The sequence below is a fragment of the Pantoea sp. Cy-639 genome (assembly GCF_011752525.1).
Classification (GTDB): domain Bacteria; phylum Pseudomonadota; class Gammaproteobacteria; order Pseudomonadales; family Pseudomonadaceae; genus Aquipseudomonas.
Genome location: NZ_VWXI01000006.1, coordinates 246,448 through 269,407, shown reverse-complemented (window position 1 = coordinate 269,407; position 22,960 = coordinate 246,448). Strand labels below are relative to the sequence as shown.

Sequence of the window (22,960 nt, the reverse complement as noted above, 5' to 3'; positions counted from 1 at the left end):
TTGCTGGCGAAGCCCCAGGATCACACCTGAGTCAGCTGCGTCCCTCGCCACTCGAACGGCACAGGTGCCAGCACCTGGTCGATGCTCGCCTCCTGCCACAACTGCGCCATCGACCTGCCAACGCCCGGGTGCACCAGTGCCGGCGCCAGCAGCGACAACGGCCAGAGCACGAAGGCATTCTTCAGGATCTCCGCACGCGGCAGCACCAGGCCATTGAACGTGCCGCACAGGTCATCGAACATCAGCACGTCGATATCCAGCGGCAGCCCCTTGCGATCGGGCGCGTAACGGCCATTGTCGGCCTCGATGAACTTGAGCCGGCGATCGAGCTCCAGCAACGGCAGGTCGGTCGTGCCACGCACCACCAGGTTGAAAAACGGCCCGCTCTTGATGCCCACCGCCTGGCTTTCGAACACCGCCGAGCAGTGCATGTCGCCCAGGATGCCAGCGAGCGCATCGAGCCCGGCGCACAGGTGCCGCTCACGCTCGATATTGCTGCCCAGACCCAGGTAAACCGTGCTCAGAGACATCCGCGCTCGATCTCCACGCCAACACCACCACGGGCCGCCGGCACAGCGCCGGGCTTGGTGAGTTTCAGGCGTACCCAGGGAATGCCGAACTCCGCCATCAGCACTGCCACCAAGCGCTCGGCGAAGGTCTCCACCAGCTCGAAGCGGGCCTGCTCGGCAAAGGCCTGGACCCGTGCCGAGACACTGGCGTAGTCCAGCGCCAGGGCCAGGTCGTCATCGGCCGCGGCCGGACGGTTGTCCCAGGCGAAACTCAGGTCCAGGCGCAGGCACTGGCGAATATCCCGCTCCCAGTCATAGGCGCCGATCACGGTATCGACTTCCAGGCCTTCGATGAACACTCTGTCCAAGCACTTCTCTCCACAGCACGACAAGGGCGACGGGCGCCGTTAGAATCAGGGCGTCCTCGCCCGGAATAGTTAGCATGTTTTGGTCACTGGTGCTGCTTGCCTACCTGCTCGGCTCCCTGTCCTTCGCCATCGTCCTGAGCCGCCTCAGTGGCAGCCCCGATCCGCGCTCCAGCGGCTCGGGCAACGCCGGCGCGACCAACATGCTGCGCCTGGCAGGACGCAAGCTGGCGATCCTCACCCTGCTCGGCGACTTGTGCAAGGGCGTCGTGCCCGTGCTGCTGGCCCGCCTTGCCGGGCTCGACCTGCAGGAGCAGGCCTGGGTCGGCGTCTGCGCGGTACTCGGGCACCTGTTCCCGGTGTACTTTCGTTTCCAGGGCGGCAAGGGTGTTGCAACCGCAGCCGGCATGCTCATGGCCCTGTACTTCCCGGCCGCCCTGCTGGCCATCGGCGCCTGGCTGCTGACCTTCTACCTCACCCGCACCAGCTCGCTGGCGGCTCTGATCGCCACGCCCCTGACCCTGCCGCTGCTGGCTTGGCGCGAACCGGCAGCGTTGCTGCCGATGACGGTATTGACGGTGTTGATCGTATGGCGCCATCGCAACAACCTGCGTGACTTGTTCGCCGGGCGCGAGCGCCACTTCTGAGGCAGCCGCCGCCCCGGCCTCATACTGCCGGCAGCTGCTCCATCGGCCAGCGCGCCTGCACGCTGATCGCCAAGTCCTGCTGCTGGCCGGCGAGCAAGCGCTGGCAACCGGCATAGGCGATCATCGCGCCGTTGTCGGTGCAGAAGCGCGGGCGGGCGTAATAGACATTGCCCTTGATGCTGGCGAGCATGTCCTCCAGCGACGCGCGCAACGCTTTGTTGGCGCTCACACCGCCGGCGATGACCAGGCGCTTGAGCCCGGTCTGCTTGAGGGCACGCTTGCACTTGATGGTCAGAGTCTCCACCACCGCCTGCTGGAAGGCCAGGGACACGTCGCAACGGGTTTGCTCGTTGTCGTCCCCGGCATCGCGGCACTGCTGCCAGGTGTTCAGGGCGAACGTCTTGAGGCCACTGAAGCTGAACTGCAGACCCGGCCGGTCGCACATCGGCCGCGGGAACACGAAGCGCCCAGGGGTGCCCTGCTCGGCCAGGCGGGCGATTTCAGGGCCACCCGGGTAGTTGAGGCCGATCAGCTTGGCGGTCTTGTCGAAGGCTTCGCCGGCCGCATCGTCGAGGCTCTCGCCCAGCAACTCGTACTGGCCGATACCGTCGACCCGGACCAGCTGGGTATGACCGCCGGACACCAACAAAGCGACGAACGGAAATTCCGGTGGTTGCTCCTCGAGCATCGGCGCCAGCAGATGGCCTTCCATATGGTGCACGCCGATCGCCGGAATATCCCAGGCAAAGGCCAGGGCCTGGGCGCACGAGGCGCCCACCAGCAACGCGCCGACCAGGCCAGGACCCGCGGTGTAGGCGATGGCGTCGATCTCGGTGGCGACGCAGTCGGCCTCCTGCAACACCTGGCGGATCAGCGGCAGCATGCGCTTGACGTGGTCGCGCGAGGCGAGCTCGGGCACCACGCCACCATAGACGCGGTGCAGGTCGATCTGGCTGAACAGCGCGTCGGCCAGCAGGCCGCGTTCACTGTCGTATAATGCGACGCCAGTTTCGTCGCAGGATGTTTCCAATCCCAGTACTAGCATGGGTCCGTGCCTTGTCGAGGCTGAATTCGAAGGCGCGCATGATAGTCCCCGTGTCCTGTGCCGACCAGCGGTTTTCGATCAGAGGCTTTGCATTCCGGCCAGCTAAGGGTTAACATCCGCAACCCTTGAAAACCGACGTTCTCCAGCACACCTTATGTTTTGCCAGGAGCACGTCTACCCCGGTAATGAATTAAGGTAGCCCTGGATGCCAGCCGTCAAAGTTAAAGAGAACGAACCCTTCGACGTAGCTCTGCGTCGTTTCAAGCGCTCCTGCGAAAAAGCCGGTGTACTGGCTGAAGTTCGTAGCCGCGAGTTTTACGAGAAGCCGACTGCCGAGCGCAAGCGCAAAGCCGCTGCCGCTGTAAAGCGTCACGCCAAGAAGGTTCAGCGCGAACAGCGCCGCGCCGTTCGTCTGTACTAATTCAGACGTTCTACGCAAAGCTTCTGCCCCGCCCGGCCTCGTGCCGGGTTGATGGCAGCGGTCGCTTCAAACCCTTGGCCATGCGCCATGGGTGCCCCGGCAAAAGCCACGGGCAACCTGCCTCAACGCGTCAGAACTGGTCATTGACCAGGCGTGCACGTCCTTTCTGACGAGCCCTCACGGGCTGGTGACGAGCACACACCTCTCCTGCGACACCCCATATCCCGCGCACAAGCGTTTAGACTTGCCAGTTGCCAGATGACGAGGCTGCCATGGCCGGGCTGATTCCCCAGAGCTTCATTGATGACCTTCTCAACCGCACCGACATCGTCGATGTGGTGAGTTCGCGCGTCCAGCTGAAGAAGACTGGCAAGAATCTTTCCGCCTGCTGTCCGTTCCACAAGGAGAAGTCCCCCTCCTTTACCGTCAGCCCGGACAAGCAGTTCTACTACTGCTTCGGTTGCGGTGCCGGCGGCAACGCGCTCGGCTTCATCATGGACCACGACAATCTGGACTTCCCCCAGGCGGTCGAGGAACTGGCTCGCGCGGCCGGCATGGAAGTGCCACGGGAAGAGGGGCGCCGCGGCCAGAAGCCACGCCAGCCGACCGACTCACCGCTGTATCCGCTGCTCGAGGCGGCGGCGGAGTTCTACCGCCAGGCCCTGCGCAACCACCCTACCCGCAAGGCGGCGGTGGAATACCTCAAGGGCCGCGGCCTGTCTGGCGAGATCGCCCGCGACTTCGGCCTGGGCTTCGCCCCGCCGGGCTGGGACAACCTGCTCAAACACCTGGGCGCCGACACGCTGCAACAGAAGGTGATGATCGATGCCGGCCTGCTGATCGAGAACGCCGAGAGCGGCAAGCGCTACGACCGCTTCCGCGACCGAGTGATGTTCCCCATCCGCGACAGTCGCGGCCGGGTCATCGCCTTTGGCGGCCGGGTACTGGGCGACGACAAGCCCAAGTACCTGAACTCCCCGGAAACCCCGGTGTTCCACAAGGGCCAGGAGCTGTACGGCCTGTACGAGGCGCGCAAGCACAACCGCAACCTCGATGAAGTGATCGTGGTCGAGGGCTACATGGACGTGATCGCCCTGGCCCAGCAAGGCCTGCGCAACGCCGTGGCGACCCTCGGCACGGCCACCAGCGAAGAGCACCTCAAGCGCCTGTTCCGCGTGGTGCCCAGCGTGCTGTTCTGCTTCGACGGCGACCAGGCCGGTCGCAAGGCGGCCTGGCGCGCCCTGGAGTCGACCCTGTCGAGCCTGCAGGACGGTCGCCGCGCGCGCTTCCTGTTCCTGCCCGAGGGCGAGGACCCGGACAGCCTGGTCCGCGCCGAAGGCACCGATGCCTTCCAGGCCCGTATCAACCAGCACGCCCAACCGCTGGCCGACTATTTCTTCGAGCAGTTGAGCAACGAAGCCGATCCGCGCTCGCTGGAAGGCAAGGCGCACATGGTCACCCTGGCCGCGCCACTAATCGAGCAGGTGCCGGGCGCCAACCTGCGCCAGCTGATGCGCAATCGCCTGAAGGAAATCACCGGGCTCGACCCGCAGCAGATGGAGCAGCTTGCCCAGAGCGCACCAGCTCCGAGCAGCGTGCCGGACTACGATCCCGGCTACGACTACGACGCCATGGCCAGCTACACGCCGGACCCTGGCGACAGTCACTACATGCCCGACTACGCCCCCGCGCAGCAGGAGCAACGCCCCTGGACACCGAACAAGGGTGGCGGCAAGAAACAGTGGGACGGCAAGCCCTGGGACAAGAAAGGCGGCAAGCCCTGGCAGCGCGACGGCCAGCGCGGCGAGGCGCCACCCCGGGTGCCGGCGCCGGTGGAGCCACCGACGCTGTCGGCCCTGCGCACCCTGCTGCACCACCCGCTGCTGGCGGGCAAGGTCGAGGACGCCAGCCACTTTGCCGACGAAGAGCACCTGTACAACCAGTTGCTGGTCGCCCTGATCGAAGCCGCGCAGAAGAATCCTGGGCTAAGCTCAATGCAGCTGATCGCACGCTGGCACGGCACCGAGCAGGGTCGCCTGCTGCGGGCCCTGGCGGAGAAGGAATGGCTGATCGATGCCGACAACCTTGAACAACAGTTTTTCGACACTATAACTAGTCTGTCCGCTCGCCAACGCGAGCGCAGCCTGGAACATCTGCTCAGGAAAGCCCGTCAAAGCGAATTGAGCACAGAGGAAAAATCCCAGCTGCTCACCCTGCTGAGCCGGAATGTTCCCGCACAAAACCCGACCTCATCTGGCGCGTGAGGTCCATGCTCGGGTATAATCCTCGGCTTGTTTTTTGCCCGCCAAGACCTTCAGTGGATAGGGTGTTATGTCCGGAAAAGCGCAACAGCAATCTCGTATCAAAGAGTTGATCACCCGCGGTCGTGAGCAGGGCTACCTGACTTACGCGGAGGTCAACGACCACCTGCCTGAGGATATTTCAGATCCGGAACAGGTGGAAGACATCATCCGCATGATCAACGACATGGGGATCAACGTATTCGAGAGTGCTCCGGATGCGGATGCCCTGCTGTTGGCGGAAGCCGACACCGACGAAGCCGCAGCCGAAGAAGCCGCCGCAGCGTTGGCAGCAGTAGAGACCGATATCGGCCGCACGACCGACCCGGTGCGCATGTACATGCGCGAAATGGGTACCGTCGAGCTGCTGACCCGCGAAGGCGAGATCGAAATCGCCAAGCGCATCGAGGAAGGCATCCGTGAAGTCATGGGCGCCATCGCCCACTTCCCGGGCACCGTCGACTATATCCTCGGCGAATACGATCGCGTCACCAGCGAAGGTGGTCGCCTGTCCGACGTCCTCAGCGGTTACATCGACCCTGACGACAACATCGCTGCACCGACCGAAGAAGTACCGATCCCTGGTACCAAGGCCGCTGCCGCGAAGGAAGAGAGCGACGACGACGAAGAAGAAAACGCCGACGGCGATGACGAGGAAGAGACCGAGAGCGGTCCGGACCCGGTCGTTGCCGCGCAGCGTTTCGGTGCAGTCAAGGATCAGCTGGTCGACACCCTCAAGGTGCTGAAGAAGCACGGTCGCAGCCACAAAGACAGCATCGGCGCCATGCAAGCCCTGGCCGACCTGTTCATGCCGATCAAGCTGGTGCCGAAGCAGTTCGACGCCCTGGTCGAGCGTGTACGCGGTGCCCTGGATCGCCTGCGCCAGCAGGAACGCGCCATCATGCAACTGTGCGTACGTGATGCGCGCATGCCGCGTGCCGACTTCCTGCGTCTGTTCCCGAGCAACGAGACCGACCAGACCTGGTCCGGCGACCTGGCCAAGCGCAACACCAAATGGGCTGCCGCCCTGGGTGAGAAAGACGCCGCGATCGTCGCCTGCCAGCAGAAACTGATCGACCTCGAGACCGAGACCGGCCTGACTGTCGTCGAAATCAAGGATATCAACCGTCGCATGTCCATCGGCGAGGCCAAGGCCCGCCGCGCCAAGAAGGAAATGGTCGAGGCGAACCTGCGTCTGGTGATTTCCATCGCCAAGAAGTACACCAACCGTGGCCTGCAGTTCCTCGACCTGATCCAGGAAGGCAACATCGGTCTGATGAAGGCGGTGGACAAGTTCGAATACCGTCGTGGCTACAAGTTCTCGACCTACGCCACCTGGTGGATCCGCCAGGCGATCACCCGCTCGATCGCCGACCAGGCACGCACCATCCGTATTCCGGTGCACATGATCGAGACGATCAACAAGCTCAACCGTATTTCCCGGCAGATGCTGCAGGAAATGGGCCGCGAACCGACCCCGGAAGAGCTCGGCGAGCGCATGGAGATGCCTGAGGACAAGATCCGCAAGGTCCTGAAGATCGCCAAGGAACCGATCTCCATGGAAACCCCGATCGGTGACGATGAGGACTCCCACCTGGGCGACTTCATCGAGGACTCCACCATGCAGTCCCCGATCGACGTGGCCACGGTCGAAAGCCTCAAGGAAGCGACCCGTGACGTGCTCTCGGGCCTGACCGCACGTGAAGCCAAGGTGCTGCGCATGCGTTTCGGCATCGACATGAACACCGATCACACCCTCGAGGAGGTCGGCAAGCAGTTCGACGTGACCCGTGAGCGGATCCGTCAGATCGAAGCCAAGGCGCTGCGCAAGCTGCGCCACCCGACGCGAAGCGAGCACCTGCGTTCGTTCCTCGACGAGTAAAAGACCAACCCCGGCCCAGGCCGGGGTTTTTCTTATGTGACAGAAGGTCATGGCCTGCGCCGCGCCGCAGACGGGATGCCCGTCTACACTCGATTCAGACCCCCTGATCGAGAGCCCGCCATGCCCTTGATGCCGGCCCTTCTGTTGCTGTTCCTGCTGGTCTGGAACACAACCGCCGGCGCGCTGACCCTGACCGACGAGGAACAAGCCTGGCTCACTGCCCACCCGCAGCTGCGCCTGGGCGTCGACGCTTCATGGCCGCCCTTCGAGTTCCGCGACGAGGAAGGCCGCTACCAGGGATTGGCCGCCGACTACATCGCCTTCATCCAGGAGCGCCTGGGCATCACCCTCAAGCCGGTCGAGCCAAGCAGCTGGACCGAAGTGCTGGAGCAGGCCCGCGCCGGTCACATCGACCTGCTGCCCGGTATCATGTCCACCCCCGAGCGCCAGGGCTACCTGGCCTTCACCCGCCCCTACCTGGACTTCCCCATCGTCATCCTCGCCCACTCGGGCGGCGCGCAGCCGCGCAATCTCAACGACCTCTACGGCCTGAAGATCGCCGTGGTGGAGAACTACGCGCCCCATGAACTGCTGCGCAGCCACCACCCCGACCTCAATCTGGTGGCCATGCCCAACGTCAGCTCGACCCTGCAGGCCCTGGCCACCGACGAAGTGGACGCCGTGGTCGGCGACCTCGCCTCGAGCATCTGGAGCCTGCGCCAGCTCAAGCTCGACGGCCTGTACGTCAGCGGCGAGACGCCCTACCGCTACCAACTGGCCATGGCCGTGCCACGCGACCAGAAGATCCTGGTCGGCATTCTCGACAAGGTCATGGCCGACATGAGCAGCAGTGAAGTCAGCCATATCCAGCAGCGTTGGGTCGGCAACGTCATCGACCAGCGCACCTTCTGGCACGACACCCTGCTCTACGGCCTGCCGGCGGTCCTGCTGCTGGTGGCCATCCTCGCCGTGGTGATCCGCATCAACCGCCGGCTGAGCTCGGAAATTTCCCGACGCATCGCCCTGGAACAGGAACTGCGCAGCAGCGAATACCACTACCGCGGCCTGGTCGAGAGCCTGTCGGCGATCGCCTGGGAAGCCGATGCCAACGACTTCACCTACAGCTACGTTTCGCCCCATGCCGAGGACCTGCTCGGCTACCCGCTGGGCGAATGGCTCAAGCCTGGGTTCTGGCGCAGCATCCTGCACCCGGACGACGCGCTCTGGGCCCAGGCCTACTGCGACAGCGAAACCGCCGCCGGGCGCGACCACAGCCTCGATTACCGGGTGATCCGCGCCGACGGCCATGCCCTGTGGGTGCGCAACATCGTCAGCATGATCGAGCATGGCCACAAGCCGCTGATGCGCGGCCTGATGATCGATATCAGCGAGACCAAGCACACCGAAGATGCCCTGCGCCTGTCGGAGCAGAAGTTCGCCTCGGTGTTCCAGCAGTGCCCGGACATCCTGGTCATCGCCCGCCACAGCGATGGCTGCCTGCTGGAGGTCAACGAAGCCTTCGAGGAGCAGATCGGCCTGAGCCCCGCCCAGGTGATCGGCCGCACCGCCACCGAGCTCGAGCTGTGGGGCGCCACCGGGGCCGGCCCGATTCTGCTCGAACGCCTGCACCAGGGCGGTATCCGCAACATGGAGATGACCTTCCGGCGCAGCAACGGCCAACTGTTCACCGGCCTGACTTCGGCCGAAACCTTCGACCTCGACGGCACCAAGGCCTTCGTGGTCGCCGTGCGCGACATCAACCAGCTCAAGGAGACCCAGCAGCAGTTGCAGACCTCCGAGGAGAAGTTCGCCAAGGCGTTCCACGCCTCGCCCGATGGCCTGCTGCTGTCGCGCCTGGACGACGGCCTGCTGCTGGAAGTCAACGAAGGCTTCTGCCGCCTGACCGGCTACGACATTCCCCCGGGCAGCGAGCAAAGCTCCCTTGACCTGGGTATCTGGGTCGATCTCAAGGAGCGCCAGCGTCTGGTGGAGCTGCTCCAGCGTGACGGTTTCGTCCGCGATTTCAGTGGCCATATTCGCCGCAGCGACGGACAGATCCGCCTCTGCGAACTGTCCGCCCGGCCCCTGCCGATCGGCGGTGTCGACTGCATGCTGACCATCGCCCGCGACATCACCGAGCGCCAGTTGATGCAGGAAAAACTGCAACTGGCCGCCACGGTGTTCGAGAACACCGCCGAAGGCGTGCTGATCACCGACACCGAACAGCGCATCAGCGCGGTCAACCGTGCCTTCAGTGAAATCACCGGCTACAACGAAATCGAAGCCCTCGGCCAGACCCCGCGCCTGCTCGCCTCCGGCCAGCATGACAGCGCCTTCTACGCCGCGATGTGGCACCAGCTCACCGCCGAAGGCCACTGGCAGGGCGAGATCTACAACAAGCGCAAGAATGGCGAGCTCTACCCCGGCTGGCTGACCATCAGCGCCGTGCGCAACAGCGAGCACGACATCACCCACTTCGTCGCGGTGTTCGCCGACATTTCCAGCCTCAAGCACGCCCAGGCCAAGCTCGACTACCAGGCCCACCACGACCCGCTGACCGGCCTGCCCAACCGCGTCCTGTTCGAAAGCCGCCTGCAAGGCGCCCTCACCTGCTCACAGGTATCCAACCGCCAGGGCGCCGTGCTGTTCCTTGACCTCGACCGCTTCAAGCACATCAACGACAGCCTCGGCCATCCCGTCGGCGACCTGCTGCTCAAGGGCATCGCCCAACGCCTCAAGGAACAGGTGCGCGACGTCGACACCGTGGCCCGCCTGGGCGGCGACGAGTTCATCATCCTTCTGCCCGGCCTGCACAAGCCCAGCGATGCCAGCGCCATTGCCAACAAGCTGCTGGCCTGCTTCCATGCCCCGTTCCAGGCTGGCGAGCACGAGTTCTTCACCAGTGCCAGCATCGGCATCAGTCTTTATCCACAGGACGGCAGCGACGTCGCCACCCTGATCCGCAACGCCGATGCGGCGATGTACCGTTCCAAGGCCAAAGGCCGCAACCGCGTGGAGACCTATACCCGCGACCTCACCGCCCAGGCGACCGAACGTATCGCCCTCGAGCACGAACTGCGCCGCGCCATCGAGCGCAACGAGCTGAGTCTGTGCTACCAGCCTAAGTTCAGCCTCAAGACCCAGAACCTGGTCGGTGCCGAGGCGCTGATCCGCTGGACCCACCCGACCTTCGGCGAGGTGCCGCCCGAGCAGTTCATCCACCTGGCCGAGGAGAACGGCAGCATCCTCCAGCTCGGCGACTGGGTGCTGGAGCAGGCCTGCCGGCAGATGCACACCTGGAAGAAGACCTACCAGGCCTTCGGCCCGCTGTCGGTCAACCTGGCCGGCGCCCAGTTGCGCCAACCCAACCTGGCCCGGCGCATCGAGCAACTGCTCAAGACCTATCAGCTCAAGGCCGGTGACCTGCAACTGGAGATCACCGAGAACTTCATCATGAGCCAGACCGAGGAAGCACTGGCGATCCTCTACCAGCTCAAGCAGCTCGGCGTGCAACTGGCCATCGACGACTTCGGCACTGGCTACTCTTCGCTCAGCTACCTCAAGCGCCTGCCGCTGGACATCCTCAAGATCGACCAGTCGTTCATTCGCGGCCTGCCGGACGACCCCCACGACGCAGCCATCGCCCGCGCGATCATCGCCCTGGGCCGCAGCATGCAACTGACGATCATCGCCGAGGGCGTGGAGAACCAGGCCCAGCAGCACTTCCTCGCCGCCGAAGGTTGCGAGCAGATCCAGGGCTACATCGTCAGCCTGCCGTTGCCGCCGCAGGAGTTCGCCGCCACCTTCCTTCGCATAGCACTATCGGATCTTTCGGATGGCACGGTATCGAAACCCTCGTTATAATCCGGCGCACCTGCTGAGGGCCTATAGCTCAGTTGGTTAGAGCAGAGGACTCATAATCCTTTGGTCCACGGTTCGAGTCCGTGTGGGCCCACCAGATATCAAGAAGCCGCGCGATTGCGCGGCTTTTCTGTTTCCGATCTGCGTTCCTCTCCATGGACCACTAGCCATCGCCTCAGGTATGTTCCTGCCATTCCATGGAGGAGAACGACCGATGCCACGCGTAGGCTTGATACTGACACCCGGGTTTGCGGACTGGGAATACGCCTTCATCGCCGGAACCGCTGCCCCCTTCTACGGCATCGAAACCCGCTTCTTCACCCCCCAACCAGGACACTTCTACTCGCAAGGCGGACTGCATACCAGCGTGAACGCGGGCCTGGAGCAGTGCCTGGCCTGGCAGCCAGCAGTGGTTGTCGTCGTTGGCGGCACACTCTGGGAAAGCGCTCAGGCGCCAGATCTGGGCAGCTTCCTGCAGACAAGCCATGCGCAAGGGGCGACGGTCGCCGGCATCTGCGGTGGCACCCTGGCACTGGCACGGGCCGGGCTGCTGGACGACCGTGCGCACACCTCCAACAGCCCTGACTTCCTGCGCGACAACGCGCCCGGCTATAAAGGCACCGATCACTATCGAGGCTCAGCAAAGGCGGTCGTGGCCGACCGTGTCATCACGGCCCCTGGCCCTGCCCCCGTCAGCTTCACTTGCGCGGTGTTCGAGGCGGCTGGGCTGGACGCCGGGCTCCGCGAGCAATTCCAGGCGATGCTCGCGGCAGAGCATGCATGAACCGCGCTCCTTGCCCTGCGCGGCCGAGGCTCGCTAGGCTAGCCGCTCCACTGTAGAGAGTTACCATGTCCGACACCCGCCCCATCGCCCTCGACGAGATCGACCGTCAGTTGATCGCCCTGCTGCAGATCAATGCCCGGGAAAGCGTCGCCACCCTCGCCCGCCAGCTCGGCATCGCCCGTACCACCGTGAACTCGCGCCTGGCGCGCCTGGAGAAAAGCAAGGTGATCACCGGCTACGGCGTGCGCCTGGGCCAGCGCCTGCTGGGCGGCGGCTTGCAGGCGTATGTGGGGATCAAGGCGCAGCCGCGCTCGGGCAAGGACATCGTGCGCCGTCTCGGAGCCATGGGCCAGGTACAGCAGCTGTGCGCGGTGAGTGGCGAGTTCGACTATGTCGCCTGGCTGAGCAGTGACTCGCCCGAGCAACTGGACCAGCTGCTCGACCAGATCGGCAGCCTCGACGGGGTTGAAAAGACCACCACGTCGATCATTCTCAGCAGCAAGGTGGATCGCGGACAGCCGGGCTGACTGCTCGCGTCTGGTCATCAGGCCTGCAGCGCCTCGAGCAATCTGTCCCGACAAAACCGCCTCACCGCACCTGGCTGCCTGACGAGCTCAGCATGTCACGTGCGGTCTGTTGAATCGCCACTATTCAGCGAAACGTAGTCATTTAGACGAATAAAACTACATAACGACGCCACTCTGCATCTTAATTACGACCTGCCCGCTTCATAAAATGGCCACCAGTCATTTCTATACTCAGGCTCCGCCCTTTGCGCAGCCTCACTTGGCAAGGTCCCCCCATGAACAAGAACAATCGCCACCCCGCCGACGGCAAGAAACCCATCACCATCTTCGGCCCGGACTTCCCCTTCGCCTTCGACGACTGGTTGGAACATCCGGCAGGCCTGGGCAGTATCCCCGCCGCACGGCACGGTGAAGAGGTGGCGATCGTCGGTGGCGGCATCGCCGGGCTGGTGGCGGCCTACGAGTTGATGAAGCTGGGGCTCAAGCCAGTGGTCTACGAGGCCTCGAAGCTCGGTGGGCGCCTGCGCTCGCAGGCCTTCAACGGCACCGACGGCATCGTCGCCGAACTCGGCGGCATGCGCTTCCCGGTTTCGTCCACGGCGTTCTACCACTACGTCGACAAGCTGGGCCTGGAGACCAAGCCCTTCCCCAACCCGCTCACGCCCGCCTCGGGCAGCACGGTGATCGACCTCGAAGGCCAGACCTACTACGCCGAGAAGGCCGCCGACCTGCCGTCGCTGTTCCACGAAGTGGCCGAGGCCTGGGCCGACGCCCTGGAAAGCGGCGCCCAGTTCCGCGACATCCAGCAAGCCATCCGCGACCGTGACGTCGCACGTCTGAAAGACCTGTGGAACAAGCTGGTGCCGCTGTGGGACGACCGCACCTTCTACGACTTCGTCGCCACTTCGCGTTCGTTCGCCAAGCTGAGCTTCCAGCACCGCGAAGTGTTCGGCCAGGTCGGCTTCGGCACCGGCGGCTGGGACTCGGACTTCCCTAACTCGATGCTGGAAATCTTCCGCGTGGTGATGACCAACTGCGACGATCATCAGCACCTGGTAGTCGGCGGCGTCGAGCAGGTGCCCCAGGGCATCTGGCGCCATGCACCGGAGCGCTGCGCCCACTGGCCCACCGGCACCAGCCTGAAGACCCTGCACGGCGGCGCCCCGCGCGCCGGCGTCAAGCGCATCGCCCGGGCCGCCGATGGACGCCTGGCAGTCACCGACAACTACGGCGACGTGCGCCACTATGCAGCCGTGCTCACCACCTGCCAGAGCTGGCTGCTGACCACCCAGATCGACTGCGAGGAATCGCTGTTCTCGCAAAAGATGTGGATGGCCCTGGACCGCACCCGCTACATGCAGTCGTCGAAGACCTTCGTCATGGTCGACCGGCCGTTCTGGAAGGACAAGGACCCGCAGACCGGCCGTGACCTGATGAGCATGACCCTGACCGACCGCCTGACCCGTGGCACCTACCTGTTCGATAACGGCGACGACAAACCGGGGGTGATCTGCCTGTCCTACGCCTGGATGAGCGATGCCCTGAAAATGCTGCCGCATCCCACCGAGAAGCGGGTGCAACTGGCCCTCGATGCGCTGAAGAAGATCTACCCGAAGACCGATATCGCCGGGCACATCATCGGCGACCCGATCACCATCTCGTGGGAGGCCGACCCGCACTTCCTCGGTGCCTTCAAGGGTGCGCTGCCGGGCCACTACCGCTATAACCAGCGCATGTACGCGCACTTCATGCAGGCCGACATGCCGGCCGAGCAACGCGGCATCTTCATCGCCGGCGACGATGTGTCGTGGACCCCGGCCTGGGTGGAGGGGGCGGTGCAGACTTCGCTGAACGCGGTGTGGGGTATCATGAACCACTTCGGTGGCCAGACCCACCCGGACAACCCAGGCCCAGGTGATGTGTTCGACGAGATCGGACCGATCGCCCTGGCCGACTGAGCGAAGGAGTAGCCCCATGCGCATCGCCCTGTTCCAGGGTACGCCCGCCCCCCTGGACGTACCCGGCAACCTTGAGCGCCTGCAACAGCAGGCGCACCTGGCCGCCGAGCGTGGCGCGCAGCTGCTGGTGTGCCCGGAGATGTTCCTCAGTGGCTACAACATCGGCCTCGAACATGCCGAACGCCTGGCCGAGGCCGCCGATGGCGCCTCGGCGAAGGGGGTGGCGCAGATCGCCCAGGCACATCGCCTGGCCATCGCCTACGGCTACCCGGAGCGCGGCAACGACGGTGCGATCTACAACAGCGTGCAACTGATCGACGCACGCGGCCGCAGCCTGTGCAACTACCGCAAGACCCACCTGTTCGGCAACCTGGACCGCTCGATGTTCAGCCCGGGCGCCGATCACTTCCCGGTGGTCGAGCTGGATGGATGGAAAGTCGGCCTGCTGATCTGCTACGACATCGAGTTCCCGGAAAACGCCCGGCGCCTGGCACTCGGCGGTGCCGAGCTGATCCTGGTGCCGACGGCGAACATGGCGCCTTACGATTTCGTCTGCCAGGTGACCGTGCGCTCACGGGCGCAGGAGAACCAGTGCTACCTGGTGTATGCCAACTACTGTGGGGCCGAAGGCGAGATCCAGTACTGCGGGCAGAGCAGCATCGTAGGGCCGGACGGCAGCCTGCTGGCGATGGCTGGGCACGAGGAATGCCAGTTGCTGGCCGACCTTGAGCGGCAGCGGGTGCTGCAAGGGCGCGAGGCGTTCCCTTACCTGGAAGATCTGCGCAAGGACCTGCACTGACGGGAATCGCCCGCGCCCCTCGACGACCATGCCGGCTCCCGCAATTGCACGATTGCCGGTTAAGAGCCGGCGACTCGCCAGAACAGACAACACCTCGCCTGCGCGCTAGCATGGCGGCATGCCCGACACCATCCGCCATCTCAACCTGCCCAACGGCCTGCACCTGACCCTGCGCCATGCCCCGCGCCTGAAGCGCGCCGCGGCTGCCTTGCGGGTACACGCCGGCAGCCACGACGCACCCGGTCGATGGCCGGGGCTGGCGCATTTCCTCGAACACCTGTTCTTCCTCGGCACCGAGCGCTTCCCGTTGGCAGACGGGCTGATGCGCTATGTGCAAGGCCAAGGCGGGCAGGTCAACGCCAGCACCCGCGAACGCACCACCGATTTCTTCTTCGAAGTGCCCGCCGATGCCCTTGCCGGCGGCCTCGAACGCCTGTGCCAGATGCTCGCCGAGCCCGACCTCGGCCTGACGCGCCAACGCCAGGAACGCGAAGTGATCCACGCCGAGTTCATCGCCTGGTCACGCAGCCAGGAGGCGCAACACCAGTTCGCCTTGCTGCAGGCCGTCTCGCCTCGTCACCCGCTCAGCGGCTTCCATGCAGGCAACCGGTTCAGCCTGGCGTTGGAGGATGGTCGTTTCCAGCACGCGCTCCAGCACTTCCACCAGCGCTTCTATCAAGGCGGGCAGATCACCCTGAGCCTTGCCGGACCGCAACCGCTGAAGACACTGGAGCAACTGGGCCGACAGTTCGGCGGCTGGTTCGCCAGCGGCCAGCGGATCGAACGGCAGGCGCCTCCAGCGCTGCTCGACGGGCCGCTGCGCCTACCACAGCCCGACGGTTTGCACCTCGATTGGCTATTCGCCCATGAAGGCCTGCCGGCGCAAGCCGAGCAGGCGCTGGACCTGCTGCTGGCCCTGCTCGGCGACAGCCGCCCCGGTGGCTGGCTGGCCGAATTGCGCCAGCGCGGCTGGATGCGGGCGTGCAAGCCGCAAGTGTTGCACGCCCATGCCGGGCAGATGCTCTGGCATATCCAGTTGCAGTTGTCGACCAACGCTTCGGCGACAACAACCAAACGCTTGCTACAAGGCTGGCTGGATTTCATTCGACGACAGCCCCCGCAGCAACTGAACCTTGCCTACACCCAACGGCAACAGTGCCACGAGCAGGCTGCCAGTGCCCTCGAACTGGCCCGTCGCGATAGCAGCGACCGGCCATTGCAGGGGCTCGACGAACAAGGCCTGGAAGCTTTCACCAGGCTGCTCGAACAACTGCCAGGCCAGCGCCACGGCCAGTGGCGACTGCCTGCTGCCGACGCCCTGCTGAGCGGCCCATTGCCCATCATCGACATGCCGTTGCCTGCCGGCCTGGTGCTCGACAGCAACCTGCCACCCACCCGCCAGTACGCAGCCCTGTACCTGCGCTGGCATGTCCCCTCGTCGTTGCGCCAACGCTTCCAGGCCATCATCGACCGCGCGCTGCGCCCCCTGCAGGAACGCGCCGAACAAATAGCCCTGGAGCTGGACTTCAGTGCCAGCGGCAGCGACTGGCAATTGCGTGCTGCCGGCCAGCCGCTGGCAGTGGTCAATGCCGTTGCAGAGGCCCTCGCGATCCTGCGCGCGCCTGCGGCCGAACATTGGAATGCAGCCGCGCCCGCCCAGCCGGCATTGATCCCGATCCGCGCCCTGCTCAAGGCGCTGCCGGATGCCCTGCACCCTGCCGACGAACAGCCGCAGCCCGCCTGCATCCTCGACCAGCCGCTGCTCGACGCGCTCTGGCGACAGGCACGCTGGCACGGACTGGCGACGGGCTTCGCCCCGGAACGACAGGGCGCTCTCGCCACCGCGCTGCAATCGATCGAGGGGCAGGCTGGCTCACCCCGGGCGACGCTGTCGATCCAGGGCCGGCAGTGGCGCCAGGTGGCCTGCCAGGGCAGCGAACCCGCCATCTTGCTGTTCTGCCCGCTGCCTGCGCGATTGCAGCCCTGCGCCCGTCTGCTCGCACAGCTGCTGCAGGGGCTGGTGTATCAGCGGCTACGGGTCGAACTTCAGCTGGGTTACGCGGTGTTCAGCGCCTTCCGTCAGTTGGAGGGCGTGGGTGGCCTATTGTTCGGCGTACAGTCACCCCATGCCAGCCATGCCCAGATCCTTGGGCATCTGCTGAGGCTGCTGCAGGACGGCGTGAAACTCGACGAGCAGGCCCGCCTGCGCCTGGCCAGCCAGTTCGCGGAGCCCGCCATGGCCAACGCCGAGGTCGCCGAATGGGCCTGGCAAGCACGCATGGCGACACAAAATTCAGACCTATCCGATATGAGTCGGTCTATTCTCTCAACCAGGCAAGCAGATCTGGATGCCCTGCTACAGTCACTGATCAACGCCGAGCATGGCTGGCTGTGTCTGGCCAACGCTGCGCCACCGGGTTCCCAGTGGCAGGAACGGGTCTGATTGTTACCAGAAATGCAATGGCGCTTTTCGAAGATTTAACCTTTCAGCACGCATTTTTCTTGTAAGATAGCGCAATCTCGGCACCCAAACCCAACCGGAAGGAGACATCCCATGTGGACCAAGCCTGCTTACACCGACCTGCGTATCGGCTTCGAAGTCACCATGTACTTCGCCAACCGCTAAGCAGCAACGTGCTTCGACGCCTCGGTTCGCCGGGGCGTTGTCGTTTTTCGGACAAGGTATTCGGCTAGAGAGCAATCATGCACATCCAGATTCTCGGTTCCGCCGCCGGTGGCGGATTTCCCCAGTGGAACTGCAACTGCGTCAACTGCAAGGGTTTTCGCGACGGCAACCTGCGCGCCACGGCACGCACCCAGTCGTCCATCGCCCTGTCGGACGATGGCGAGCACTGGATCCTGTGCAATGCCTCGCCGGACATCCGTGCCCAGCTCCAGGCGTTCGCACCGATGCAGCCGGCCCGTGCCCTGCGCGACAGCGGCATCGACGCCATCGTCCTGCTCGACAGCCAGATCGACCACACCACCGGCCTGCTCAGCCTGCGCGAAGGCTGCCCGCACCAGGTGTGGTGCACCGACATGGTCCACCAGGACCTGACCACCGGTTTCCCGTTGTTCAACATGCTCAGCCACTGGAACGGCGGCCTGCAATGGAAGCGCATCGAGCTCGAAGGCAGCTTCGTCATCGACGCCTGCCCCAACCTGCGCTTCACCCCCTTCCCGCTACGCAGCGCCGCGCCGCCCTACTCGCCGCACCGCTTCGACCCACACCCGGGCGATAACCTGGGGCTGCTGGTCGAGGACACTCGCAGTGGCGGCAAGCTGTTCTACGCCCCGGGCCTGGGCCAGGTCGACGCCAAGCTGCTGGAAATGATGCACGGCGCCGACTGCCTGCTGGTCGACGGCACGCTGTGGGAGGATGATGAAATGCAACGGCGCGGTGTCGGCACCCGCACCGGCCGCGAGATGGGCCACCTGGCGCAGAACGGCCCGGGCGGCATGCTCGAGGTGCTGGATGGCTTCCCGCGCCAGCGCAAGGTGCTCATCCACATCAACAACACCAACCCGATCCTCGATGAAGACTCGCCGGAGCGTGCCGAAGTGCAGCGCCGGGGCGTGGAAGTGGCCTACGACGGCATGAGCATCGAGTTGTGAGCAGGCGATCCACTGCAGGAGTCCACTGAATGAGCGACGCCACGCCGATGTCCCCTGCCGAGTTCGAGCAGGCCTTGCGCGCCAAGGGCGCCTACTACCACATCCACCACCCCTACCATGTGGCGATGTACCAAGGCCGCGCCACCCGCGAGCAGATCCAGGGCTGGGTGGCCAACCGCTTCTACTACCAGGTCAACATCCCGATGAAGGATGCGGCGATCCTGGCCAACTGCCCGGACCGCGAAGTACGCCGCGAGTGGATCCAGCGTCTGCTCGACCATGATGGCGCCCCAGGCGAGGACGGTGGCATCGAAGCCTGGCTGCGCCTGGGTCAGGCCGTGGGCCTGGACCCCGACCAACTGCGCAGCCAGGAACTGGTGCTGCCGGGCGTGCGTTTCGCCGTCGACGCCTACGTCAACTTCGCCCGCCGTGCCAGCTGGCAGGAGGCTGCCAGCAGCTCGCTGACCGAGCTGTTCGCCCCGCAGATCCACCAGTCGCGCCTGGACAGCTGGCCGCAGCACTACCCGTGGATCGACCCGGCCGGCTACGAATACTTCCGTACCCGCCTGGGCCAGGCCCGGCGTGATGTCGAGCACGGACTGGCGATCACCTTGCAGCACTACACGACCCGCGAAGGGCAGGAGCGCATGCTGGAGATCCTGCAGTTCAAGCTGGATATCCTGTGGAGCATGCTCGATGCCATGAGCATGGCTTATGAACTGAACCGCCCGCCGTACCACAGCGTCACAACGGAACGGGTCTGGCACAAGGGAATCGCGCTATGAGTCTCAACCGTGAACAGGTGCCCGCCTGGCGCCCCGGCTATCGTTTCCAGTACGAACCGGCACAGCAGGGCCATGTCCTGCTGTATCCCGAGGGCATGATCAAGCTCAACGACAGCGCTGGCCTGATCGGCGGCCTGATCGACGGCCAGCGCAGTGTCGCGGCGATCATCGCCGAGCTGGAACAGCAATTCCCCGGTGTGCCCGAGGTCGCCGACGACATCGAGCAATTCATGGAGGTGGCCCGTGCCGAACACTGGATCAGCCTCGCCTGAGGTGCCGGTCGGCCTGCCACTGTGGCTGCTGGCCGAACTGACCTACCGCTGCCCGCTGCAGTGCCCGTACTGTTCGAATCCGCTGGATTTCGCCGAACAGGGCAAGGAGCTGAGCACCGAGCAGTGGTTCAAGGTGATGGCCGAAGCCCGCGAAATGGGCGCCGCGCAGATTGGTTTCTCCGGCGGCGAACCGCTGGTGCGCCAGGACCTCGCCGAACTGATCGGCGAGGCCCGCCGCCTGGGCTACTACACCAACCTGATCACCTCCGGTATCGGCCTCACCGAACAGAAGATCGCAGCGTTCAAGCAGGCCGGTCTCGACCATATCCAGATCAGTTTCCAGGCCAGCGACGAGCAGGTGAACAACCTGCTGGCCGGTTCGAAGAAAGCCTTCGCGCAGAAGCTGGAAATGGCCCGGGCAGTGAAGGCCCACGGCTATCCGATGGTGCTCAACTTCGTCACCCACCGGCACAACATCGACCGGATCGACCGCATCATCGAGCTGTGCATCGCGCTCGAGGCCGACTTCGTCGAGCTCGCCACCTGCCAGTTCTACGGCTGGGCGCATCTCAATCGCCTGGGCCTGCTGCCGACCCGCGCGCAGCTCGAACGGGCCGAACGCATCACCAACGCGTACCGCGACAAGCTCAAGGCCGAAGGCAGCCCGTGCAAACTGATCTTCGTCACCCCGGACTACTACGAGGAACGTCCCAAGGCCTGCATGAACGGCTGGGGCAGCCTGTTCCTGACCATCACCCCCGACGGTACCGCCCTGCCCTGTCACGGCGCACGCCAGTTGCCGGTGCAGTTCCCCAATGTGCGCGACCATGACCTGCGCCACATCTGGTACGACTCGTTCGGCTTCAACCGCTTCCGCGGCTATGACTGGATGCCCGAGCCGTGCCGTTCGTGCGACGAAAAGGAAAAGGACTTCGGTGGCTGTCGCTGCCAGGCCTTCATGCTCACCGGCGATGCCAGCAAGGCCGACCCAGTGTGCGGCAAGTCGCCGGACCACGGCATCATCCTCAAGGCGCGCGAGGACGCCGAGCACGCCAACCTGGAGATCGAGCAATTGACCTTCCGTAACGAGCGCAATTCCCATGTCATCGCCCGCGGCTGAGTTCTGCGCCGCCCAGGCGGTAGCCGCCGGCACCGACTTCGCCGAACTCAAGGTCAGCCCCCAGGGGCTGTTCTGGAACGAATTCCGCCCCGCCGACGGCGCCTGCCGCATCTGGCACTGGCACCAGCACCAGGCCCGTTGCCTGACACCGGACGGGTTCAGCGTGCGCAGCCGGGTGTACGAGTACGGCGGCGGCAGCTTCTGCCTCGGTGGCGATGGCCTGGTGTTCGTCAACGAAACGGACCAGCAGGTCCATACCCAGGCCCTGGACGGCACGCCACCGCGACCGCTGACCGACGATGACAGCTGTCGATACGGCGATGTGCAATGCCAGGATGGCCTGCTGCTGGCAGTCGAGGAGCGGCATGCCGAGCAGGTCGAGCACCGCCTGGTCGCCTTCGACAACGGCTCACGCCACGTGCTGGCCGAAGGTGCGGACTTCTATTCATCCCCGACCCTGAGCGCCGATGGCCGGCGACTGGCCTGGATCGAATGGGACCGGCCGCAACAGCCCTGGACCGTTACCCGGCTGATGTGCCGCGAGCGTGATGCCGCAGGCGGCTGGGGCGCGCCACGCTGCGTTGCCGGCGAAGACGAGTCGCTGCAGCAGCCCCGCTTCGACGAAGCCGGACGCCTGTATTGCCTGTCCGACCGTAACGGCCACTGGCAGCCCTGGGGGGAACTCGACGGCCATTGGCAGCCGCTGCCCGCCGCCCGTGCCGACCATGCCGGCGCACCCTGGCAGATGGGCGCCAGCACCTGGCTCGTGCTCGGACCGCAAAGCTACCTGGCCAGCTGGTTCGAGGACGGCTTCGGGCAACTGGGCCTGCGTACCCCGGACGGCGAGATGCAACGCTATGCCAGCGCCTACACGCGCTTTCGCAGCCTGGCGCTGGATGCCGAGCGAATCTACGCCATCGCGGCGTCGCCGGTCAGTCCGCCGGCAGTGATCGCCATCGACCGGCACAGTCACGAGGTGCAGATTCTCGCGGGCGGTGCCGAGGTGCTGCCCGCCGCACAGATCAGCCAGCCCCGGCCAATTCATTACCCCAGCGGCGACGGCATGGCCCATGGGTTTTTCTATCCAGCCATGGGCGGCGACGTCCCCTCGCCACTGCTGGTGTTCATCCATGGCGGTCCGACCTCGGCCTGCTACCCGGTGCTCGACCCGCGCATCCAGTACTGGACCCAGCGCGGCTTCGCCGTTGCCGATCTCAACTACCGCGGCAGCAGCGGCTATGGCCGTGCCTTTCGCCAGGCCCTGCACCTGCGCTGGGGCGAAAGCGATGTCGCCGACGCGTGCGCGGCCGTCGCCCACCTGGCCGCCGAGGGCCTGGTCGATGCCCGCAAGGCGTTCATTCGCGGCGGCAGCGCCGGCGGCTACACCACCTTGTGCGCACTGGCCTTCCGCGATGTGTTCCGCGCCGGCGCCAGCCTCTATGGCGTCAGTGATCCAGAAGCGCTGGCTCGCGCCACCCACAAGTTCGAGGGCGACTACCTCGACTGGTTGATCGGCGACCCGAAGCACGATGCCGAACGCTATCGCCAGCGCACACCGCTGTTGCACGCCGGGCAGATCAAGGTCCCGGTGATCTTCTTCCAGGGCGAGCTCGACGCAGTGGTAGTGCCGGAGCAGACCCGCTCGATGCTCGACGCTCTGCAGGCCAACGGCATAGCGGCGCAAGGGCATTTCTACCCGGGCGAACGGCATGGATTGCGCCAGGCGGCGAACCTGGCCCATGCCCTCGAGCAAGAGTGGAAGTTCTATTGCCAGGTGCTGAAAGCTGAAGGCTCGTAGGCACCAGCCTTGCTGGCGTCTACGAGCCTTCAGCGCTTGGCGATGATATACACCGCATGCACGATCCCCGGGATATACCCCAGCAGCGTGAGCAGGATGTTCAACCAGAATGCTCCGCCGAAGCCGACCTGGAGAAACACGCCCAGCGGCGGCAGGATGATGGCGATGATGATGCGAATGAAGTCCATGTGAAGCGCTCCTCCAGGGGTGTTTCAACAGAGACTCGTCTCGCTTTGCAGAGGTTCCCCCGGCATTCGGGCAAAAAAAACGCC

20 protein-coding genes and 1 tRNA gene are annotated in these 22,960 nt (G+C 64.9%); 17 read left to right on the top strand and 4 right to left on the bottom strand.

The features are described 5' to 3' along the window. Positions 1-20 precede the first annotated feature (20 nt). Positions 21-530: a 2-amino-4-hydroxy-6-hydroxymethyldihydropteridine diphosphokinase gene (folK, locus tag F3J43_RS10460; RefSeq protein ID WP_166885487.1), complete on the bottom strand. Its 510-nt coding sequence runs from the start codon at positions 528-530 to the stop codon at positions 21-23. Beyond that, positions 521-868: a dihydroneopterin aldolase gene (folB, locus tag F3J43_RS10455; protein WP_502706608.1), complete on the bottom strand. Its 348-nt coding sequence runs from the start codon at positions 866-868 to the stop codon at positions 521-523. Before folB ends, folK begins: the two co-directional genes overlap by 10 nt. An 83-nt stretch (positions 869-951) precedes the next feature. Here folB and plsY point away from each other — a divergent pair, with 83 nt between their 5' ends. Next, positions 952-1,521, top strand: coding sequence for a glycerol-3-phosphate 1-O-acyltransferase PlsY (gene plsY / locus F3J43_RS10450; protein WP_166885482.1), 570 nt, complete (start codon positions 952-954; stop codon positions 1,519-1,521). A gap of 19 nt (positions 1,522-1,540) precedes the next feature. Here plsY and tsaD read toward each other — a convergent pair whose 3' ends face one another. Continuing rightward, on the bottom strand, positions 1,541-2,566 hold the full coding sequence (gene tsaD / locus F3J43_RS10445) for a tRNA (adenosine(37)-N6)-threonylcarbamoyltransferase complex transferase subunit TsaD (protein WP_166885481.1): 1,026 nt from the start codon (positions 2,564-2,566) through the stop codon (positions 1,541-1,543). Between the two features lie 205 nt (positions 2,567-2,771). Between tsaD and rpsU the strand changes: the two genes are divergently transcribed. The 16 genes from rpsU (at position 2,772) to F3J43_RS10365 (ending at position 22,688) form a co-directional block, all read left to right on the top strand. Continuing rightward, positions 2,772-2,987, top strand: a complete 216-nt coding sequence (gene rpsU / locus F3J43_RS10440) for a 30S ribosomal protein S21 (RefSeq protein ID WP_003255575.1) — start codon at positions 2,772-2,774, stop codon at positions 2,985-2,987. Between the two features lie 272 nt (positions 2,988-3,259). Beyond that, the gene (gene dnaG, locus F3J43_RS10435) at positions 3,260-5,251 is read left to right on the top strand and encodes a DNA primase (RefSeq protein ID WP_166885479.1); all 1,992 of its coding nucleotides are present in this window, start codon (positions 3,260-3,262) and stop codon (positions 5,249-5,251) included. A gap of 67 nt (positions 5,252-5,318) precedes the next feature. Then, complete coding sequence (gene rpoD / locus F3J43_RS10430) at positions 5,319-7,169, top strand: RNA polymerase sigma factor RpoD (RefSeq protein ID WP_166885477.1); 1,851 nt, start codon at positions 5,319-5,321, stop codon at positions 7,167-7,169. Between the two features lie 120 nt (positions 7,170-7,289). After that, positions 7,290-11,033: an EAL domain-containing protein gene (locus F3J43_RS10425; protein WP_166885475.1), complete on the top strand. Its 3,744-nt coding sequence runs from the start codon at positions 7,290-7,292 to the stop codon at positions 11,031-11,033. Between the two features lie 17 nt (positions 11,034-11,050). Then, positions 11,051-11,127, top strand: a tRNA-Ile gene (locus tag F3J43_RS10420). Between the two features lie 117 nt (positions 11,128-11,244). Beyond that, positions 11,245-11,814, top strand: coding sequence for a DJ-1/PfpI family protein (locus F3J43_RS10415; protein WP_166885473.1), 570 nt, complete (start codon positions 11,245-11,247; stop codon positions 11,812-11,814). A gap of 65 nt (positions 11,815-11,879) precedes the next feature. Then, a complete protein-coding gene (locus F3J43_RS10410; RefSeq protein WP_166885471.1) occupies positions 11,880-12,341 on the top strand; it encodes an Lrp/AsnC family transcriptional regulator in 462 nt (153 codons plus the stop codon). Positions 12,342-12,616: 275 nt separating this feature from the next. Then, positions 12,617-14,299 (top strand): flavin monoamine oxidase family protein, encoded by a 1,683-nt coding sequence (locus F3J43_RS10405; RefSeq protein WP_166885469.1) that lies wholly within the window; start codon positions 12,617-12,619, stop codon positions 14,297-14,299. 16 nt (positions 14,300-14,315) lie between these two features. Continuing rightward, the gene (locus tag F3J43_RS10400; protein ID WP_166885467.1) at positions 14,316-15,098 is read left to right on the top strand and encodes a carbon-nitrogen hydrolase family protein; all 783 of its coding nucleotides are present in this window, start codon (positions 14,316-14,318) and stop codon (positions 15,096-15,098) included. 118 nt (positions 15,099-15,216) lie between these two features. Next, positions 15,217-17,541 carry a pyrroloquinoline quinone biosynthesis protein PqqF gene (gene pqqF / locus F3J43_RS10395; protein ID WP_166885465.1) on the top strand — a complete coding sequence of 775 codons (2,325 nt, stop codon included), beginning with the start codon at positions 15,217-15,219 and terminating at the stop codon, positions 17,539-17,541. Positions 17,542-17,652: 111 nt separating this feature from the next. Continuing rightward, positions 17,653-17,724, top strand: coding sequence for a pyrroloquinoline quinone precursor peptide PqqA (gene pqqA / locus F3J43_RS10390; RefSeq protein WP_003243383.1), 72 nt, complete (start codon positions 17,653-17,655; stop codon positions 17,722-17,724). Positions 17,725-17,801: 77 nt separating this feature from the next. Then, a complete protein-coding gene (gene pqqB, locus F3J43_RS10385; RefSeq protein WP_166885463.1) occupies positions 17,802-18,713 on the top strand; it encodes a pyrroloquinoline quinone biosynthesis protein PqqB in 912 nt (303 codons plus the stop codon). Between the two features lie 29 nt (positions 18,714-18,742). After that, entirely contained in the window at positions 18,743-19,498 is a 756-nt protein-coding gene (pqqC, locus tag F3J43_RS10380) for a pyrroloquinoline-quinone synthase PqqC (RefSeq protein WP_166885461.1), read from the top strand. After that, positions 19,495-19,770 carry a pyrroloquinoline quinone biosynthesis peptide chaperone PqqD gene (pqqD, locus tag F3J43_RS10375; protein WP_166885459.1) on the top strand — a complete coding sequence of 92 codons (276 nt, stop codon included), beginning with the start codon at positions 19,495-19,497 and terminating at the stop codon, positions 19,768-19,770. The genes pqqC and pqqD overlap by 4 nt, the downstream gene beginning before the upstream one ends. Then, positions 19,742-20,890 carry a pyrroloquinoline quinone biosynthesis protein PqqE gene (gene pqqE / locus F3J43_RS10370; RefSeq protein ID WP_166885456.1) on the top strand — a complete coding sequence of 383 codons (1,149 nt, stop codon included), beginning with the start codon at positions 19,742-19,744 and terminating at the stop codon, positions 20,888-20,890. Before pqqD ends, pqqE begins: the two co-directional genes overlap by 29 nt. Then, a complete protein-coding gene (locus F3J43_RS10365) occupies positions 20,871-22,688 on the top strand; it encodes a S9 family peptidase (protein WP_166885454.1) in 1,818 nt (605 codons plus the stop codon). Before pqqE ends, F3J43_RS10365 begins: the two co-directional genes overlap by 20 nt. A 29-nt stretch (positions 22,689-22,717) precedes the next feature. Here the strand turns inward: F3J43_RS10365 and F3J43_RS10360 are convergent, their stop codons facing one another. Continuing rightward, entirely contained in the window at positions 22,718-22,876 is a 159-nt protein-coding gene (locus tag F3J43_RS10360; protein ID WP_009681539.1) for a YqaE/Pmp3 family membrane protein, read from the bottom strand. Positions 22,877-22,960: the final 84 nt, after the last annotated feature.

What these genes read in the sequence shown, in the direction of transcription:
- dnaG (WP_166885479.1), top strand. Translation starts at nt 3,260, where the DNA reads ATGGCCGGGCTGATTCCCCAGAGCTTCATTGATGACCTTCTCAACCGC.
- F3J43_RS10425 (WP_166885475.1), top strand. Translation starts at nt 7,290, where the DNA reads ATGCCCTTGATGCCGGCCCTTCTGTTGCTGTTCCTGCTGGTCTGGAAC.
- rpsU (WP_003255575.1), top strand. Translation starts at nt 2,772, where the DNA reads ATGCCAGCCGTCAAAGTTAAAGAGAACGAACCCTTCGACGTAGCTCTG.
- F3J43_RS10365 (WP_166885454.1), top strand. Translation starts at nt 20,871, where the DNA reads ATGTCATCGCCCGCGGCTGAGTTCTGCGCCGCCCAGGCGGTAGCCGCC.
- tsaD (WP_166885481.1), bottom strand. Translation starts at nt 2,566, where the DNA reads ATGCTAGTACTGGGATTGGAAACATCCTGCGACGAAACTGGCGTCGCA.
- pqqD (WP_166885459.1), top strand. Translation starts at nt 19,495, where the DNA reads ATGAGTCTCAACCGTGAACAGGTGCCCGCCTGGCGCCCCGGCTATCGT.
- F3J43_RS10415 (WP_166885473.1), top strand. Translation starts at nt 11,245, where the DNA reads ATGCCACGCGTAGGCTTGATACTGACACCCGGGTTTGCGGACTGGGAA.
- folK (WP_166885487.1), bottom strand. Translation starts at nt 530, where the DNA reads ATGTCTCTGAGCACGGTTTACCTGGGTCTGGGCAGCAATATCGAGCGT.
- plsY (WP_166885482.1), top strand. Translation starts at nt 952, where the DNA reads ATGTTTTGGTCACTGGTGCTGCTTGCCTACCTGCTCGGCTCCCTGTCC.
- pqqB (WP_166885463.1), top strand. Translation starts at nt 17,802, where the DNA reads ATGCACATCCAGATTCTCGGTTCCGCCGCCGGTGGCGGATTTCCCCAG.
- pqqF (WP_166885465.1), top strand. Translation starts at nt 15,217, where the DNA reads ATGCCCGACACCATCCGCCATCTCAACCTGCCCAACGGCCTGCACCTG.
- F3J43_RS10360 (WP_009681539.1), bottom strand. Translation starts at nt 22,876, where the DNA reads ATGGACTTCATTCGCATCATCATCGCCATCATCCTGCCGCCGCTGGGC.
- pqqC (WP_166885461.1), top strand. Translation starts at nt 18,743, where the DNA reads ATGAGCGACGCCACGCCGATGTCCCCTGCCGAGTTCGAGCAGGCCTTG.
- F3J43_RS10400 (WP_166885467.1), top strand. Translation starts at nt 14,316, where the DNA reads ATGCGCATCGCCCTGTTCCAGGGTACGCCCGCCCCCCTGGACGTACCC.
- rpoD (WP_166885477.1), top strand. Translation starts at nt 5,319, where the DNA reads ATGTCCGGAAAAGCGCAACAGCAATCTCGTATCAAAGAGTTGATCACC.
- F3J43_RS10405 (WP_166885469.1), top strand. Translation starts at nt 12,617, where the DNA reads ATGAACAAGAACAATCGCCACCCCGCCGACGGCAAGAAACCCATCACC.
- F3J43_RS10410 (WP_166885471.1), top strand. Translation starts at nt 11,880, where the DNA reads ATGTCCGACACCCGCCCCATCGCCCTCGACGAGATCGACCGTCAGTTG.